Below are 17,447 nucleotides of genomic sequence, written 5' to 3'. Positions count from 1 at the left end.
AACCCTTTATTCCTGACCATTTTACGCTACACTTAAACCTCTACAAGATTTCGGAGGTTGTACAAGTATGAGCAAAAAAATCCCCGTTGGAATCAGTGCATGCCTGCTCGGCGACCGCGTCAGATTTGATGGTGGGCATAAGCGTCTTACTTTTGCGACCGACGATCTCACCCCATTTGTCCGTTTTGAGCCCATCTGCCCTGAGATGGCGATTGGTCTGCCAACGCCGCGCCCGGCATTGCGTCTGGTGAAGCAGGGCGATGATGAGCTGCATCTCTGCTTCAGCAAAGATGGCGGAGAAGAGGTTACGACGCAGATGCGTGACTGGTCTGCTGAGCGGGTAAAATCGCTGCATCACCTCTGTGGCTATATCCTCTGCGCCAAATCACCCAGTTGTGGCATGGAGCGGGTGCGGGTCTATGAGCCCGATAACAACAATAACCGCAAAGCAGGCACCGGTATTTTTACTGAATTCCTGCAGCGCGAGATGCCCTGGCTGCCGCTGGAAGAAGATGGTCGTCTGCACGATCCCGCCCTGCGTGAGAACTTTATCGGTCGTGTCTGCGCGCTGCATGAATTTAATCAGATGTGGGAAAGCGGTCTGACCCGGCAGGGACTGATCGCCTTCCACAGCCGTTACAAGCTGATGATGCTGGCGCATTCGCAGGAGAAATACCGCGAGCTGGGACCCTTTGTCGCCTCCATGAGCCAGTGGGAGTCGCTGGACGCCTTTGCCTTTGAGTACCGCAATCGCATGATGGAACTGATGTCACGTCCCGCCTCACGTCGCAATCACACCAATGTGCTGATGCATGTGCAGGGCTACTTCCGCACTCACCTGAGTTCACCGCAGCGCCAGGAACTGGCAACGCTGATTGACCGCTATCGTCAGGGCACACAACCGCTGCTGGTGCCGATTACCATTCTCAAACACTACATGGCGGAGTACCCGCACCCGTGGCTGGCCCAGCAACGCTATTTCGATCCCTATCCCGAAGCCTTGTGCTTACGCTACGGACAGTAATACAGGAGGAGTATGACCACCCATCTGGTCTGGCTGCGTAACGATTTACGCGTCAACGACAATCTGGCGCTGCACGCCGCCTGCCGCGACAGCGATGCAAAAGTGATTGCGCTCTACCTTGCCACGCCAGCACAGTGGCAGCAGCATGACATGTCACCGAAGCAGGCGGCGTTTATCCACGCCAGTCTGTTGCAGGTGCAGCGTGCGCTGGCGGAGCGGGGCATTGAACTGCACTACCAGGCGTGTCACGCCTTCAGCGACAGTATTGATGCGCTGGTGCAGTTCTGCGCTAAGCAGCAGGTCGATCAGCTCTTCTATAATTACCAGTATGAAGTTAATGAACGCCAGCGCGATGCGGAGGCTGAAAAGCGTCTCGACGAAGCGGGCGTGATTTGCCAGGGCTTTGATGACAGCCTGTTGCTGCCGCCCGGCAGTGTGCAGAGCGGCGATCGCTCGATGTATAAGGTATTTACCCCGTTCAGCAAAGCCTTTGTCCGCCGCTTACAGCAGGGGCTGCCTGAGTGCGTGCCTGCGCCGAAAGCGCGCGAAGGCGCACCGCTGAAAGCCTCCCCGATTCCCGCCTTTGACTATCCAACCGAAGCCTTTGATCAGAATCTGTTTCCGCCAGGCGAAGCGGCGGCGCTGAAGCGGTTGCGCCATTTCGCCACGCAACCGGTTATCGACTATCCCGCTAAGCGCGACCTTCCGGCGCTGGACGCCACCAGCCGTCTGTCGGTTTATCTGGCGACCGGCGTACTGTCGCCACGTCAGTGCCTGCATCGCGTGCTGCATGAACATCCCGATGCGCTGGACAACAGCCGCGCGTTCACCTGGCTGAACGAGCTGATCTGGCGTGAATTCTATCGTCATCTGCTGGTTGCCTGGCCGGCGCTGTGCCGACACAAGCCGTTTATCGACTGGACGCGAAACGTTGAATGGCAGCGTAACGACGCACATTTCGACGCGTGGAAAGCGGGTAAAACCGGCTATCCGATTGTCGATGCCGCAATGCGTCAGATGAAGGCGCTGGGCTGGATGCACAACCGCTTACGGATGATCACCGCCAGTTTCCTGGTCAAAGATCTGCTGATCGACTGGCGTGAAGGTGAACGCTATTTCATGCAGCAGCTGATTGATGGTGACCTGGCTGCGAACAACGGCGGCTGGCAGTGGGCGGCCTCGACCGGCACGGACGCGGCGCCCTATTTCCGCATCTTTAACCCGACCACGCAGGGCGAGCGCTTCGATGAGAAGGGGGATTTTATCCGTCACTATCTGCCGGAACTGGCCGGGGTGCCTGACAGCGATATTCACCAGCCCCATGTCTGGGCGGAGAAGCATCATAAGAAACTCGATTATCCGGCACCAATCGTGGATCATAAGGTGGCACGCAAAAAGACATTAGACGCCTTTGAGCGCGCCAAAAGCGCAGCCTGAGGCCTCGAAGGAGCCTGAATGAACCATTACGAATTAGAGACGCTGATCAATCAGCAACTCGATAGCCACAGTTTCAGCGATTACGCCCCCAACGGTTTGCAGGTTGAGGGACGCTGCGAGATCAAAACGATTATCACCGGCGTCACTGCCTGTCAGGCGCTGCTGGATGAGGCGGTGGCGCGTCAGGCCGATGCGATTATTGTCCATCATGGCTATTTCTGGAAAAGTGAACCGGCCACGATTAAGGGCATGAAGCGCCGTCGTCTGCGGACTCTGCTGGCCAACGATATCAATCTCTATGGCTGGCATCTGCCGCTCGACGCGCATCCTGAATTAGGCAACAACGCCCAGCTGGCGAAACTGCTGGATATCGAAGTGCGCGGCGAAGTGATGCCGCTGGTGTTCTGGGGTGAGCTGGCTGAGCCCCTGTCCGGCGAACAGCTGGCCCGCCGAATCGGTGAGAGGCTGGGACGTGAACCCCTGCATTGTGGTGACAACGCGCCAGCGCTGATCCGTCGTATTGCCTGGTGCAGCGGGGGCGGGCAGGGCTTTATCGACCAGGCGGCTGCGGCGGGCGTCGATGCCTTTATCACCGGTGAAGTCTCTGAACAGACTATTCACAGCGCGCGTGAGCAGGGGCTGCATTTCTTTGCCGCAGGCCATCACGCCACCGAGCGCGGCGGCGTAAAAGCGCTGGGCGACTGGCTGGCGCAACACCACGATCTTGATGTGACCTTCATCGATATCCCTAATCCTGCCTGACACTCTCCCTTGTCCTGCGCGCCTGCGCAGGACCTAAATCTGTTGACACATCCCTGTCACTTTCGCATAACTGTTTGCTTTACGTAGATAAGCAATGGGTTGCACCGGGCATCCGGTCAGGTCGGCCAGGCGCGATCTCAACTGAGCGGGAGGTAGCTGTTGCAACGAGCACGGTGTTATTTATTGGGTGAACGCGCTGTCGTGCTGGAGCTGGAACCGCCGGTCTCACTGGAGAGCCAGCAACGAATCTGGGGACTGAATCAGCGCCTGCACGACTATGCCAGCGTGCTGGAGGTGATCCCCGGCATGAACAACATCACCCTGATTCTGCGTGATCCCCAGCAGAGCGCGCTGGACGCGATAGAGCGGCTCCAGCGCTGGTGGGAAGAGAGTGAAGCGCAGTTGCCGGAGTCGCGTCAGGTGGAGATCCCGGTGATCTATGGCGGCGAGTCTGGCCCCGATCTGACGGTGGTGGCGGAACACGCCGCGCTGACGCCCCGTCAGGTGGTTGAGCTGCACAGCAGCAGTGACTATGTGGTCTTTTTTATCGGCTTTCAGCCCGGTTTTCCCTATCTGGGCGGACTGAATCCGCGCCTGCACATTCCGCGGCGTGCTGAGCCCAGGGTTGCGGTGCCCGCCGGCTCGGTGGGCATCGGCGGCAGCCAGACCGGCGTCTATCCGCTGGCTTCGCCCGGCGGCTGGCAGTTGATTGGCCAGACGCGCACCGCGCTGTTTGATCCCCTGCAGCAACCGCCCACGCTGCTCCGTCCCGGTGACAGGGTTCGCTTTGTGCCGCAACAGGAGGGCGTATGTTAAACATTCTGCGAGCCGGCCTGGCCGCGACTATTCAGGATGCGGGCCGTTACGGCTGGCGTCAGTATGGCATCAGCCCTGGTGGTGTGCTGGATCATCCCGCGATGTTCACCGCCAATGTGCTGGTGGGCAATGATCCCGACAGCGCGGTGCTGGAGATGGTGCTCGGCCAGTTCAAAGCGGAGTTTACCCGCGATGGCTGGTTTGCGCTGACCGGCGCAGGCTGCCATGCGGAGCTTGACGGCCAGCCGGTCTGGACGGGCTGGCGCACGCCGGTGAAACGGGGGCAGCTCCTGTCACTGGCGATGCCGCGGCGCGGTATGCGCAGCTATCTGGCAGTGCAGGGCGGTTTTGATATCCCCGCGATGCTCGGCTCCGCCAGCACCGATCTAAAAGCAAAATTTGGCGGATTTCAGGGGCGAGCCTTGCAGGATGGCGATCAGCTCCCGCTGGGTAAACCGACCCGCACGTTTGACTGTAAAGTCGGGGTGCGGCAACTGCTGTGGGGCAACCGCATCCGCGCACTACCTGGCCCGGAGTATCACGAGTTCAGCCGCGAAGCGCAGCAGGCATTCTGGCGTACCGCATGGAAACTCAGCCCGCAAAGTAACCGGATGGGATACCGGCTTGAGGGACGCAAGCTTGAGCGCGAGAGCCCGCGCGAGCTGCTGTCACACGGCGTGATGCCGGGTGTGATTCAGGTGCCGCCGAACGGACAGCCTATCGTGCTGATGGCGGATGCCCAGACCACCGGCGGCTATCCGCGCATCGCCTCGGTTATCGAAGCCGATCTCTATCACCTGGCGCAAATCCGGCTGGGTGAGCCGATTCACTTTATTCACTGCACCCTGCCAGAAGCGATGCTGGCACGTCAGCATCAGCAACGCGCCCTGGACCAGATGAAGTGGGGACTCAATGAAAATTGATTTAAACGCCGACCTGGGCGAGGGCTGCGCCAGCGATCAGGCGCTGCTGCAACTGGTGAGTTCCGCCAACATCGCCTGTGGCTTTCACGCAGGTGATGCGCAGACCATGCTGCAGTCGGTGCGCTGGGCACAGGCATCCGGCGTCGCGATTGGTGCACATCCCGCTTTTCCCGATCGGGAGAACTTTGGCCGCAGCGCCATGCAGCTGCCGCCGGAAACGGTCTACGCCCAGATGATCTACCAGATTGGTGCGCTGAAAAGTCTGGCGGAAAGCGAAGGTGCGCGGCTGCTTCATGTTAAACCGCACGGCATGCTCTACAACCAGGCTGCGGCCGATCCGGTGCTGGCGGATGCCATTGCCCGCGCCATCAGGGCGGTCGACAGCCAGCTGATTGTGGTGGGACTGGCTAACAGCGAATCGATTCGTGCGGCGGCGCACTACGGCTTACGCACGCGGGAAGAGGTGTTCGCCGACCGGGGCTATCTCAGCAGCGGTGCGCTGGTGCCGCGCAGCGAGCCGGGCGCGCTGATTGAAGATGAACAGCAGGCTATCAGTCAGACGCTGACGATGGTGCAGCAGGGCAAAGTTAAAAGTATCACCGGAGAATGGGTAGCGGTAAATGCACAGACCGTCTGCTTACATGGCGACGGCGCGCACGCCCTGCAATTTGCACAGCGGTTGCGTGATGCGTTTGCCGATCAGCAGATTCGTGTCACCAGCAACTGAATAACCACACTTAGCCCGGCGTATGCCGGGTTTTTCAACTCTGAGGGAAATCCATGGATAGTGCAGTAAATCTCTGGCCATTACTGGGCATCGCCGCCATCGTCGTCGGCTTCCTGTTACGGTTCAATCCGGTGCTGGTGGTGATTGTCGCCGGGTTTGTGACCGGTCTGGCCGCGATGATGCCGCTGGCGGACATTCTGGAAAAGCTCGGGGCAGGTTTTCTCAACACCCGCAACCTGCCACTGATCCTGCTGCTGCCGCTGGCTGTCATTGGCCTGCTGGAGCGTCACGGACTGAAAGAGCGGGCGCAGGCGTGGATTGCACAGATCAAAACGGCAACCGCCGGACGGCTGCTGATCGTCTACCTGTTTGTGCGCGAAATCACCGCCGCGCTGGGGTTAACCAGTCTCGGCGGACATCCGCAGATGGTGCGTCCGTTGCTGGCACCGATGGCGGAAGGAGCAACTGAAAGCCGCTATGGCGAGATCTCACCTGAGCTGCGCCATCGGCTGCGCGCGATGTCAGCGGCGACCGATAATGTCGGCCTCTTCTTTGGTGAGGATATCTTCGTGGCGTTTGGCGCGATTATCTTTATGCACAACTTTATGCAGGAGTCAGCCGGGATTCAGACCGAACCGCTGCACATCGCCTTATGGGGCATTCCGACTGCCGTCGCCGCGTTCCTGATCCACTCGGCACGTCTGGTGCGGCTGGATCGGCAACTGGCGCGAGAGCTGCAGCAGCTGAACCGTCAGGCGCTGAAAGCCAAAGGAGGTGAGTAATGTTCCAGCAACAATATCTGATGTGGCTGGCGGGCATTATCCTGCTGGTGGTGGCGGTGCTTTCCTGGCGTGACAGCGCGAATCCACGTCGCTTTACCACCGGACTGTTCTGGGCCTTGTATGGCCTGGTTTTTCTGGTCGGTGACTGGACGACGCAACTGATGAGCGCCTGGATGGGGTCAGATGCGGCGGGCACCCGTATGCTGCACATCGGCATCGGTGTCATTGTGGTGGTGATGGCGCTGATTGCCGGGTTTGGCGGTGTCAGGCTGGGTCGCTATCATCAGCGCAGCGATGAAGAGAAACAGGCCAGTGCGCTGCGTCTGCGCAATAAACTGTTTCTGCCTGCACTGTCGATTCCGGTCGTGACCGTGGCCGGTGTGCTGGCGTTTAACCATATTCCCGGTTTGCAGGATGCGGTGTTCGGCCCCGGTAACCACGCCACGCTGGTGACGCTGTTTTCAATGATGGTCGGTTGCGTGATTGGCTGGCTGGTGGCGTTAAAACTGACCCACGAGAAACCGGTGCAGTCGATGCAGGAGACCCGTCGCCTGCTGGATTCGATTGGCTGGGCCTTTATCCTGCCGCAGATCCTCGCCACCCTGGGGCTGCTGTTTACCAGCGCGGGCGTGGGCAGCGCCATTTCGCATCTGACAGAAACCTGGCTGGCGGTAGATAATCGCTTTGTCGCGGTCACCGTCTATGCCGTCGGGATGGCGCTGTTAACCATGATCATGGGTAATGCTTTTGCGGCGTTTCCGATTATCACCGCAGGCGTCGGCATCCCGATTCTGGTGTTGCAGCACGGCGGAAATCCGGCAGTGATGGCGGCAATTGGCATGTTCTCCGGCTATTGCGGCACGCTGATGACGCCGATGGCGGCCAACTTCAATATCGTCCCGGCAGCGCTGCTGGAACTGCCCGATCGTAACGCGGTGATCAAGGCTCAGATTCCGACCGGTGTGCTACTGTTAATCGTTAATATTTTCCTGCTCTATTTCCTGATGTTCCTGTGAGGTTGCATGAAAACTGTCCTGATGACCGCCTTTGAACCTTTTGGCGGTGAAACGATTAACCCTTCATGGGAAGCGGTGCGCGCGCTGGAAGGTAAACAGATTAGCGGGGCGACGATAGTTATCCGCCAGTTGCCGGTGGTATTCAGCGACGTACTCAGGGTGCTGAATCAGGCGCTGGAAGAGGTGAAACCGGATGCGATTCTGTCGGTGGGGCAGGCGGGCGGGCGAAGCGACATTACCGTTGAACGTATTGGTATTAATGTCGATGACGCCCGTATCCCGGACAACGCTGGTCATCAGCCGGTAGATGAGCCCGTTGTAGCAGGTGGCCCGGCAGCCTATTTTTCCCGTCTGCCCATCAAAGCGATTGTGGCGGCGGTGCGGGAAGCGGGGATCCCCGCTTCAGTGTCGCAAACGGCGGGCACCTTTACCTGCAACCGCGTAATGTACGGCCTGCTGCACTGGCTTGAGCAGCATGACAGTCCGGTGCGGGGAGGCTTTATCCATATTCCTTATCTGCCTGAACAGGCGGCGCAGCATCCGGGCGCACCGAGCATGGCGCTGGCGTCCATTATTCAGGCGCTGGAAATTGCGGTAAAGCTCACGCTGGAGACCGGCGAGGATATCAGACAGGCTGGCGGCGCCACCCATTAAGAGGATGAACGATGCCTGAAGGACCGGAAATTCGCCGCGTGGCGGATAAACTTGAAGACGCCATTGTGGGTCAGCCGTTAACGGAAGCGTGGTTCGCGTTTCCTCAGCTCAAAACCTATGAACCGGCATTGATTGGTGAGCAGGTTAATGCGATTGAGACGCGGGGTAAAGCGCTGCTGACTCATTTCAGCAATGGCCTGACGCTCTACAGCCATAACCAGCTTTATGGTGTCTGGCGCATTGTAAAACCCGACACCGAACTGAATTCCACCCGTCAGTTGCGGGTGCGACTGGCGACGGCGGGCAAAGCGATTCTGCTCTACAGCGCCTCTGATATTGAGCTGCTTAATGCGGATACGCTGGCGGCACATCCGTTTCTTAATCGTATCGGGCCGGATGTGCTGAACAGCGCGCTGACAGTGGAAGAGGTGAAAGAGCGGCTGCTGTCACCCCGTTTCCGGCGGCGGCAGTTCAGTGGTCTGCTGCTGGATCAGGCTTTTCTGGCCGGGCTGGGAAACTACCTGCGTGCCGAGATTCTGTGGCTGGCGCAGTTGCTGCCAAATCATCGGGCGCAGGATCTCAGTAACGATCAGCTGACTGCTTTCAGCGAAGCGCTGCTGTCGGTGCCGCGCCATGCCTATCGGATGCGTGGAACCATGAAGAAATATCATGAGGAAGCGGCGTTTCAGTTTGAGGTTTTTCATCGGCAGGGCAAAAAATGCCGACGCTGCGGCACGGTGATTGAGAAGGGCACGCTCTCATCACGGCCTTTTTACTGGTGTCCGGGTTGTCAGAGATAGACAGTAAAGTCAAAAGGGTAAAATGCTCTTACGGCTGACAGAGTCAAACCCGTGTGAATCTTACAGCAATAAAATAGCTTAACGCGCAGAGAACATGGTCAGAAGAGGAAAGCGTCCCGCGCCATGGACAAAAACGCCGGGAGCGTTTTTGAACAACGCAACGCGTTGGCCCGGCAACGGGCGCACCTCAGGGATGAGGTGCGTAATCGCGCGGGCCGAGCGTGTCATGGATGACGGCTTTTGCGTCTTTCCGATCTGACCATGTTCTCTGCGCAGGCGCGGTATCACAGCCAACCGCCCCCGGCTTTAAAGCAACATCAGGCGGAGATCCCTCTCCGCTATTAACTGAGCCTTACTTTTTCAGCTGTGAGCTGAATTCGCGCTCGGTATAACCGGTGTAGAGCTGACGCGGACGGGCAATCTTCATGCCTTCGTCGTGCATCTCTTTCCAGTGTGCAATCCAGCCAACGGTACGGGCCATCGCGAAGATCACCGTAAACATGGAGGATGGAATACCCATCGCTTTCAGAATGATACCGGAGTAGAAGTCCACGTTTGGATAGAGTTTACGCTCGATGAAGTACGGGTCGTTCAGCGCAATGTGTTCCAGCTCCATCGCCACTTCCAGCAGGTCATCCTTCATACCCAGCTCATTCAGGACTTCATGGCAGGTATCGCGCATCACGGTCGCGCGTGGATCGTAGTTTTTGTAAACGCGGTGACCAAAGCCCATCAGACGGAATGAATCATTTTTGTCTTTGGCGCGTTTAACAAATTCCGGAATGTGCTCAACGGTGCTGATCTCTTCCAGCATACGCAGGGTCGCTTCGTTGGCACCGCCGTGCGCCGGTCCCCACAGGGAGGCGATCCCGGCGGCGATACAGGCAAACGGATTCGCGCCGCTTGAACCAGCGGTACGAACGGTAGAGGTTGAGGCGTTCTGCTCATGGTCAGCATGCAGGATCAGGATGCGGTCCATGGCGCGCTCCAGCACCGGATTCACTTTGTACTCTTCGCACGGCGTGGCAAACATCATGTGCAGGAAGTTACCCGCATAGGAGAGATCGTTGCGCGGATAGACAAACGGCTGGCCGATAGAATATTTGTAACACATCGCTGCCATCGTCGGCATTTTAGAAAGCAGACGGAATGCTGCGATTTCGCGGTGGCGCTCAATGTTTACATCCAGCGAATCGTGGTAAAACGCAGCCAGTGCACCAGTGACACCGCACATTACCGCCATCGGATGCGAATCGCGACGGAAGCCGTGGAACAGGCGGGTAATCTGCTCATGAATCATGGTGTGGCGGGTAACCGTGGTACGGAACTCATCAAACTGTTTCTGGTTTGGTGCTTCGCCGTTCAGCAGGATATAGCAGACTTCCAGATAGTTAGAGTGGGTCGCCAGCTCAGAAATAGGGAAACCACGGTGCAGCAGGATACCTTCATCCCCATCGATAAAGGTGATTGCAGATTCGCAGGACGCGGTAGACGTAAAACCGGGATCGAAGGTGAACAGGCCACTTGAACCCAGAGTGCGGACATCAACGACATCCTGGCCCAGCGTACCTTTCAGCACGTCCAGTTCAATAGATGTTCCATCTTGCAGGGTTAGCGTTACTTTTTTATCTGTCATTTTCGTCTCCATAGCGCCTTATGTAGGTAAGGATCTTTAGACACCTGAAACGCGTTCATGTTGCGGTTGGCAAAACTACACAGTATCACTCTGCGGGGATAAAACGGGTGCAGGGTACAGAGTGAGCGGCGCGTTCCCAGCGGGAACCGGTGAGCCATGGACATGCTGCATATCGCGGTTGTTAAAGATCCGGTCAGGACATAACTTCTTGGTAACCAATAACCTGATGCTTTTTAATGCTCATTATCGCAATGTTACATAACTTGCGCTTAGGGGAAAGTGTATCCCCATAACTTTTGCGCATCATAGGAATTTACAGGCTTAGTTTGTAACTGAATTGTTGAACTATTGTCAAATCAGATAATTAAAATTGTATCAATTGTGAAAATCGTGAGTAGGATCACTGTTCCACCTAAAATATACCAAAGAGTTTGTAGGGGAATTGTAATCAGAATGTGATCCTCCTATACTCCAGGCAGGTCTCCGGAACACCCTGACACCAGGAGCCACCCAGCGTTTACTACCGCGTCAATTAACACTGGATGTTGCTTTTTTGGTGACGGTTAAAGTCTGCCACGCGTTGTGATTAGACTCCGCCTCAGGTCCGGAGGAAGCAAAATAAAAAAGAGCTGTGTGGGCAAAACCGTGAAAAAAAAAAGACCTGTCAACTTGGATCTCTCGACGATCCGGTTTCCCGTTACTGCAATATCGTCCATTCTTCACCGCGTCTCCGGCGTAATCACATTGGTTGCCATTGGCATCCTGCTGTGGCTGCTCGGTCTCTCTCTCTCCTCTCCTGAAGGTTTCCAGCACGCTGCGTCCATCATGGATGGCTTCTTCGCGAAGTTCATTATGTGGGGCATCTTAACGGCGCTGGCCTATCACGCGGTGAGCGGGATTCGTCATATGTTGATGGATTTTGGTTATCTGGCCGAAACGCTGCAGGTTGGTAAGCGTTCCGCTCATATGACTTTTGTGATCACTGTCGTGCTGGCAATTCTGGCGGGAGTCCTCGTATGGTAAGCAATGCATCCGCATTGGGTCGCAACGGCATTCAGGACTGGCTGCTGCTGCGGGCAACTGCAATTCTCATAACGCTCTACATCGTCTATATCCTCGGTTTCGTGGTGATGACAGACACGCTGACTTATGACCTGTGGCGTGGCTTCTTCGCTTCCGCATTCACCAAAGTGTTCACGCTGCTGACGCTGTTCTCCATTCTGATCCACGGCTGGATTGGCATGTGGCAGGTGTTAACAGACTACGTTAAATCACTGCCAACCCGCTTGTTGTTGCAGTTTGTGATTGTCGTGGCGCTGTTGTGGTATGCGATTTATGGATTTGTTGTGGTGTGGGGTGTGTAAATGAGTTTGCCAATCAGAGAGTTCGATGCCGTGGTAATCGGCGCAGGTGGCGCAGGAATGCGAGCCGCACTGCAAATCTCCCAGGGCGGCCAGAGCTGTGCCCTGTTATCTAAAGTTTTCCCGACCCGTTCCCACACCGTATCTGCGCAGGGCGGTATTACCGTTGCGCTGGGTAATACCCATGAAGATAACTGGGAATGGCACATGTACGACACCGTCAAAGGTTCCGACTATATCGGTGACCAGGACGCGATTGAATATATGTGTAAAACCGGCCCGGAAGCGATTCTGGAACTGGAACACATGGGTCTGCCTTTCTCGCGTCTGGAAGATGGTCGAGTCTATCAGCGTCCGTTTGGTGGCCAGTCAAAGAATTTCGGTGGCGAGCAGGCGGCACGTACGGCGGCTGCGGCTGACCGTACCGGTCACGCATTGCTGCACACCCTTTATCAGCAGAACCTGAAAAACAAAACCACTATCTTCTCTGAGTGGTATGCACTGGATCTGGTGAAAAACGCCGATGGCGCAGTCGTGGGTTGTACCGCTATCTGCATCGAAACCGGCGAAACCGTTTATTTCAAAGCGAAAGCGACCATTCTGGCCACCGGCGGCGCGGGCCGTATCTATCAGTCCACCACCAATGCACACATCAACACCGGTGACGGCGTAGGTATGGCACTGCGTGCGGGCGTACCGGTGCAGGATATGGAGATGTGGCAGTTCCACCCAACCGGTATCGCCGGTGCGGGCGTGCTGGTCACCGAGGGCTGCCGTGGTGAAGGCGGCTATCTGCTGAACAAACATGGCGAACGCTTCATGGAGCGTTATGCGCCGAACGCCAAAGATCTGGCGGGCCGCGACGTGGTTGCGCGCTCAATGATGATTGAAATCCGTGAAGGTCGCGGCTGTGATGGCCCGTGGGGTCCACATCTCAAACTGAAACTGGATCATCTGGGTAAAGAGGTGCTTGAGTCACGTCTGCCTGGCATCCTTGAGCTGTCACGCACCTTTGCGCACGCCGATCCGATTAAAGAGCCGATTCCGGTCATCCCGACCTGCCACTACATGATGGGCGGTATACCGACCAAAGTGACCGGCCAGGCCCTGCGCGTCAATGAGCAGGGCGAAGATGTAGTGATTCCAGGCCTGTTCGCCGTCGGTGAAATCGCCTGCGTATCGGTGCATGGTGCCAACCGTCTGGGCGGTAACTCACTGCTCGACCTGGTGGTCTTTGGCCGTGCAGCGGGTCTGCATCTGCTGGCGAGTATTCAGGAGCAGGGCGACCTGCGTGATGCCACAGAAGATGAGATCGCCGGGGCGATGGCGCGTTTCAACCGCTGGGAAAATAACACCACGGGTGAAGATCCGGTTGAGATTCGTAAAGCGCTGCAACGCTGCATGCAGAATAACTTCTCGGTATTCCGTGAAGGCGAAGCGATGGCACAGGGTCTGGAAGAGCTGAAAGAGATTCGCCAGCGCCTGAAGTCAGCGCGTCTGGATGACCGCTCACCGGATTTCAACACCCAGCGTATTGAGTGCCTGGAGCTGGATAACCTGATGGAGACGGCCTTTGCCACGGCGGTAGCGGCTAACTATCGCACCGAAAGCCGCGGTGCGCACAGTCGCTTCGACTTCCCGGATCGTGATGATGAAAACTGGCTGTGCCACAGTCTTTATGTCCCGGAAACCGAAAGCATGACGCGCCGTGAGGTGAACATGCAGCCGAAACTGCGCGCGGCCTTCCCGCCGAAAGTGCGTACCTACTAATTTCGGAGACGATCATGAGACTCGAGTTTTCAATTTATCGCTACAATCCGGACGTCGATGACAAACCGCGCATGCAGGATTACACCCTGGAAGCGGAAGATGGTCGCGACATGATGCTGCTGGACGCACTGATTCGCCTGAAAGAGAAAGATCCGACCCTGGCGTTTCGTCGCTCCTGTCGTGAAGGCGTCTGCGGTTCCGATGGCCTGAACATGAACGGTAAAAACGGACTGGCCTGCATTACGCCCGTCTCGGCGCTGGGCAACGGCAAACAGAAAATTGTTATCCGTCCGCTGCCAGGTTTACCGGTGGTGCGTGACCTGGTTGTAGACATGAGCCAGTTTTATGCACAGTATGAGAAAATTAAGCCTTTCCTGTTGAATAATGGGGAAAATCCGCCAGCTCGTGAACATCTGCAGTCGCCGGATGAGCGTGAACACCTGGATGGCCTGTACGAATGTATACTCTGTGCCTGCTGCTCAACCTCATGCCCATCATTCTGGTGGAATCCTGAGAAGTTCATCGGTCCTGCTGGCCTGCTGGCCGCGTACCGCTTCCTGATTGACAGCCGCGACACCGAAACCGAGGCGCGTCTCGACAATCTGAATGATGCTTTCAGCGTATTCCGCTGCCATAGCATCATGAACTGTGTGAGCGTATGTCCGAAAGGGCTGAACCCGACGCGCGCCATCGGCCATATCAAGTCGATGCTGCTGCAGCGCGGCGCATAAGCAGTTTCTGCCGGGAACCTCAGGTTCCCGGTGTTTTACGGAAGCCTCTGTAAGCGCGGTGATTACCACGTTTACAAAGGTTCCCTTACGGGCCACGCGCGCTGCGCAAAGTGCTCGTATCGCTGAACTCACTACGGCAAACCGCGAAAGCGGCAACAAATGAAACCTCAAAAAAGCATAGCAATGCTTAAGGGATCACAATGCAGAACAGCGCGATGAAGCCCTGGCTGGACTCTTCCTGGCTGGCCGGCGCGAATCAGTCTTACATAGAGCAGCTCTATGAGGATTTCCTGACCGATCCTGACTCTGTCGATGCAGTGTGGCGCTCGATGTTCCAGCAGTTACCGGGCACCGGAATGAAACCTGAGCAGTTTCACTCCACCACACGTGAGTACTTCCGTCGCCTGGCGAAAGACGCATCTCGTTACACCTCATCTGTCTCCGATCCTGAAATCAACTCCAAGCAAGTAAAAGTGCTGCAGCTGATTAACGCGTTTCGTTTCCGCGGTCATCAGCACGCCAATCTTGACCCGCTTGGTCTGTGGAAACAGGACCGGGTAGCCGATCTCGATCCCGCTTTTCACGATCTGACCGAGGCCGATTTTCAGGAAAGCTTTAACGTCGGCTCTTTTGCCATTGGCAAAGAGACCATGAAGCTGGCCGAACTGTTCGAGGCGCTGAGTCAGACTTACTGCGGCTCGATCGGTGCAGAATATATGCACATCAACAACACTGATGAGAAACGCTGGATTCAGCAGCGTCTTGAGTCAGTCGCGGGCCGTGCAGCCTTCAGCAATGAAGAGAAAAAAGGTTTTCTGAAAGAGCTGACCGCGGCCGAAGGGCTGGAAAAATATCTCGGAGCGAAATTCCCGGGTGCCAAACGCTTCTCGCTGGAAGGCGGCGATGCACTGGTTCCGATGCTGCGCGAAATGATCCGTCATGCCGGTAAGAGCGGAACCCGTGAAGTCGTACTGGGTATGGCGCACCGTGGCCGTCTCAACGTGCTGATCAACGTGCTGGGTAAAAAGCCACAGGATCTGTTCGACGAGTTCGCCGGTAAGCACAAAGAGCATCTGGGCACCGGTGACGTGAAGTACCACATGGGCTTCTCGTCTGACGTGGAAACCGAAGGCGGCCTGGTTCACCTGGCGCTGGCGTTTAACCCGTCGCACCTGGAGATCGTCAGCCCGGTGGTCATGGGTTCAGTGCGTGCCCGTCTGGATCGTCTGGATGAGCCAGCCAGCAATAAAGTCTTACCGATCACCATTCATGGTGATGCGGCCGTAATTGGCCAGGGCGTGGTTCAGGAAACTCTGAACATGTCACAGGCGCGCGGTTATGAAGTGGGCGGTACCGTTCGCATCGTCATCAACAACCAGGTTGGCTTCACCACCTCCAACCCGAAAGATGCGCGTTCGACCCCTTACTGCACCGATATCGGCAAAATGGTGCTGGCACCGATTTTCCACGTCAATGCTGACGATCCGGAAGCGGTCGCGTTTGTGACCCGCCTGGCGCTCGACTATCGCAACACCTTTAAGCGTGATGTGTTTATCGATCTGGTCTGCTATCGCCGTCATGGTCACAACGAGGCGGATGAGCCAAGTGCGACCCAGCCGCTGATGTACCAGAAAATCAAAAAACACCCGACGCCGCGTAAAATCTATGCCGACCGTCTGGAAGGTGAAGCCATTGCCACGCAGGAAGATGCGACCGAAATGGTCAATCTCTACCGTGACGCGCTGGATGCGGGTGAGTGCGTGGTGCCGGAATGGCGTCCAATGAGCCTGCACTCCTTTACCTGGTCACCTTACCTGAATCATGAGTGGGATGAACCTTACCCGGCTCAGGTCGACATGAAACGTCTGAAGGAGCTGGCGCTGCGTATCAGCCAGGTGCCGGAAGAAGTGGAAGTGCAGTCGCGTGTTGCCAAGATTTACAACGACCGTCGTCTGATGGCTGAAGGCGAGAAAGCCTTTGACTGGGGCGGCGCGGAAAACCTGGCATATGCCACGCTGGTTGATGAAGGCATTCCGGTGCGTCTGTCGGGTGAAGATACCGGTCGCGGAACCTTCTTCCATCGTCACGCGGTGGTCCATAACCAGGCGAACGGCTCAACCTATACCCCTCTGCACCACGTGCACAGCGGACAGGGTCAGTTCAAGGTGTGGGACTCCGTGCTGTCAGAAGAGGCGGTACTGGCCTTTGAATATGGTTATGCCACCGCAGAGCCGCGCATCCTGACCATCTGGGAAGCGCAGTTTGGTGACTTCGCCAACGGCGCACAGGTTGTTATCGACCAGTTCATCAGCTCCGGTGAGCAGAAATGGGGCCGGATGTGTGGCCTGGTGATGCTGCTGCCGCACGGTTATGAAGGTCAGGGGCCAGAGCACTCCTCTGCGCGCCTGGAACGTTATCTGCAACTCTGCGCTGAGCAGAACATGCAGGTCTGCGTGCCGTCTACCCCTGCGCAGGTTTACCATATGCTGCGTCGTCAGGCGCTGCGCGGTATGCGCCGTCCGCTGATTGTGATGTCGCCGAAATCACTGCTGCGTCATCCGCTGGCGATCTCCACGCTGGATGAACTGGCTAACGGCAGCTTCCAGCCTGCGATTGGCGAAGTCGATGATCTGGATCCGCAGGGCGTGAAACGCGTCGTGCTGTGCTCCGGTAAAGTCTATTACGACCTGCTGGAGCAGCGTCGTAAAAATGAGCAGACCGATGTGGCTATCGTGCGCATCGAGCAGCTCTATCCGTTCCCGCATCACGCGGTACAGGAAGCATTAAAAGCGTATGCTCACGTGCAGGATTTTGTCTGGTGTCAGGAAGAGCCACTGAATCAGGGCGCCTGGTATTGCAGTCAGCATCATTTCCGTGAAGTTGTGCCGTTTGGTGCCACTTTACGTTATGCAGGCCGCCCGGCATCCGCCTCACCGGCCGTGGGTTACATGTCCGTACACCAACAACAGCAGCAAGACCTGGTTAATGACGCGCTGAACGTTAATTAA

Annotated in this window: 16 protein-coding genes; 15 read left to right on the top strand and 1 reads right to left on the bottom strand. The window is 56.8% G+C overall.

The genetic code is table 11. The features are described from left to right. Positions 1–67: 67 nt before the first annotated feature. From ACXKZD_RS13930 to nei, 10 genes are all read left to right on the top strand, one after another. Positions 68–1,024: a YbgA family protein gene (locus tag ACXKZD_RS13930; RefSeq protein WP_010260698.1), complete on the top strand. Its 957-nt coding sequence runs from the start codon at positions 68–70 to the stop codon at positions 1,022–1,024. Between the two features lie 12 nt (positions 1,025–1,036). Beyond that, positions 1,037–2,461, top strand: coding sequence for a deoxyribodipyrimidine photo-lyase (gene phrB, locus ACXKZD_RS13925; protein WP_346448839.1), 1,425 nt, complete (start codon positions 1,037–1,039; stop codon positions 2,459–2,461). An 18-nt stretch (positions 2,462–2,479) separates the two neighbouring features. Beyond that, positions 2,480–3,223, top strand: coding sequence for a type 2 GTP cyclohydrolase I (locus ACXKZD_RS13920; protein ID WP_488981687.1), 744 nt, complete (start codon positions 2,480–2,482; stop codon positions 3,221–3,223). 159 nt (positions 3,224–3,382) lie between these two features. After that, positions 3,383–4,039, top strand: a complete 657-nt coding sequence (gene pxpB / locus ACXKZD_RS13915; RefSeq protein WP_122459049.1) for a 5-oxoprolinase subunit PxpB — start codon at positions 3,383–3,385, stop codon at positions 4,037–4,039. Then, a complete protein-coding gene (pxpC, locus tag ACXKZD_RS13910) occupies positions 4,033–4,962 on the top strand; it encodes a 5-oxoprolinase subunit PxpC (RefSeq protein ID WP_488981686.1) in 930 nt (309 codons plus the stop codon). The genes pxpB and pxpC overlap by 7 nt, the downstream gene beginning before the upstream one ends. Beyond that, positions 4,952–5,689, top strand: coding sequence for a 5-oxoprolinase subunit PxpA (pxpA, locus tag ACXKZD_RS13905; RefSeq protein ID WP_010260713.1), 738 nt, complete (start codon positions 4,952–4,954; stop codon positions 5,687–5,689). The genes pxpC and pxpA overlap by 11 nt, the downstream gene beginning before the upstream one ends. Positions 5,690–5,742: 53 nt before the next feature. Then, positions 5,743–6,471, top strand: coding sequence for a DUF969 domain-containing protein (locus ACXKZD_RS13900; RefSeq protein ID WP_010671295.1), 729 nt, complete (start codon positions 5,743–5,745; stop codon positions 6,469–6,471). Further along, positions 6,471–7,487: a DUF979 domain-containing protein gene (locus ACXKZD_RS13895; protein WP_488981685.1), complete on the top strand. Its 1,017-nt coding sequence runs from the start codon at positions 6,471–6,473 to the stop codon at positions 7,485–7,487. The genes ACXKZD_RS13900 and ACXKZD_RS13895 overlap by 1 nt, the downstream gene beginning before the upstream one ends. Positions 7,488–7,493: 6 nt before the next feature. Further along, on the top strand, positions 7,494–8,141 hold the full coding sequence (pcp, locus tag ACXKZD_RS13890; RefSeq protein ID WP_033756900.1) for a pyroglutamyl-peptidase I: 648 nt from the start codon (positions 7,494–7,496) through the stop codon (positions 8,139–8,141). A gap of 11 nt (positions 8,142–8,152) precedes the next feature. Further along, positions 8,153–8,941: an endonuclease VIII gene (gene nei, locus ACXKZD_RS13885; protein WP_010671297.1), complete on the top strand. Its 789-nt coding sequence runs from the start codon at positions 8,153–8,155 to the stop codon at positions 8,939–8,941. A gap of 352 nt (positions 8,942–9,293) precedes the next feature. Here nei and ACXKZD_RS13880 read toward each other — a convergent pair whose 3' ends face one another. Continuing rightward, on the bottom strand, positions 9,294–10,577 hold the full coding sequence (locus ACXKZD_RS13880; RefSeq protein WP_010260725.1) for a citrate synthase: 1,284 nt from the start codon (positions 10,575–10,577) through the stop codon (positions 9,294–9,296). Positions 10,578–11,210: 633 nt separating this feature from the next. On the opposite strand from ACXKZD_RS13880, the gene sdhC reads away from it, so the two are divergent. From sdhC to sucA, 5 genes are all read left to right on the top strand, one after another. Next, positions 11,211–11,600, top strand: a complete 390-nt coding sequence (sdhC, locus tag ACXKZD_RS13875; protein ID WP_488981684.1) for a succinate dehydrogenase cytochrome b556 subunit — start codon at positions 11,211–11,213, stop codon at positions 11,598–11,600. Beyond that, a complete protein-coding gene (gene sdhD / locus ACXKZD_RS13870) occupies positions 11,594–11,941 on the top strand; it encodes a succinate dehydrogenase membrane anchor subunit (protein WP_009091417.1) in 348 nt (115 codons plus the stop codon). The genes sdhC and sdhD overlap by 7 nt, the downstream gene beginning before the upstream one ends. Next, positions 11,942–13,708 (top strand): succinate dehydrogenase flavoprotein subunit, encoded by a 1,767-nt coding sequence (sdhA, locus tag ACXKZD_RS13865; RefSeq protein ID WP_022626042.1) that lies wholly within the window; start codon positions 11,942–11,944, stop codon positions 13,706–13,708. A 14-nt stretch (positions 13,709–13,722) separates the two neighbouring features. Next, complete coding sequence (locus tag ACXKZD_RS13860) at positions 13,723–14,439, top strand: succinate dehydrogenase iron-sulfur subunit (protein ID WP_010260736.1); 717 nt, start codon at positions 13,723–13,725, stop codon at positions 14,437–14,439. Positions 14,440–14,639: 200 nt separating this feature from the next. Beyond that, the gene (gene sucA / locus ACXKZD_RS13855) at positions 14,640–17,447 is read left to right on the top strand and encodes a 2-oxoglutarate dehydrogenase E1 component (protein WP_033785471.1); all 2,808 of its coding nucleotides are present in this window, start codon (positions 14,640–14,642) and stop codon (positions 17,445–17,447) included.

It is taken from the genome of Pantoea sp. ABR1s, from assembly GCF_057812235.1.
This window is presented reverse-complemented; position numbering and strand designations above follow the sequence as displayed.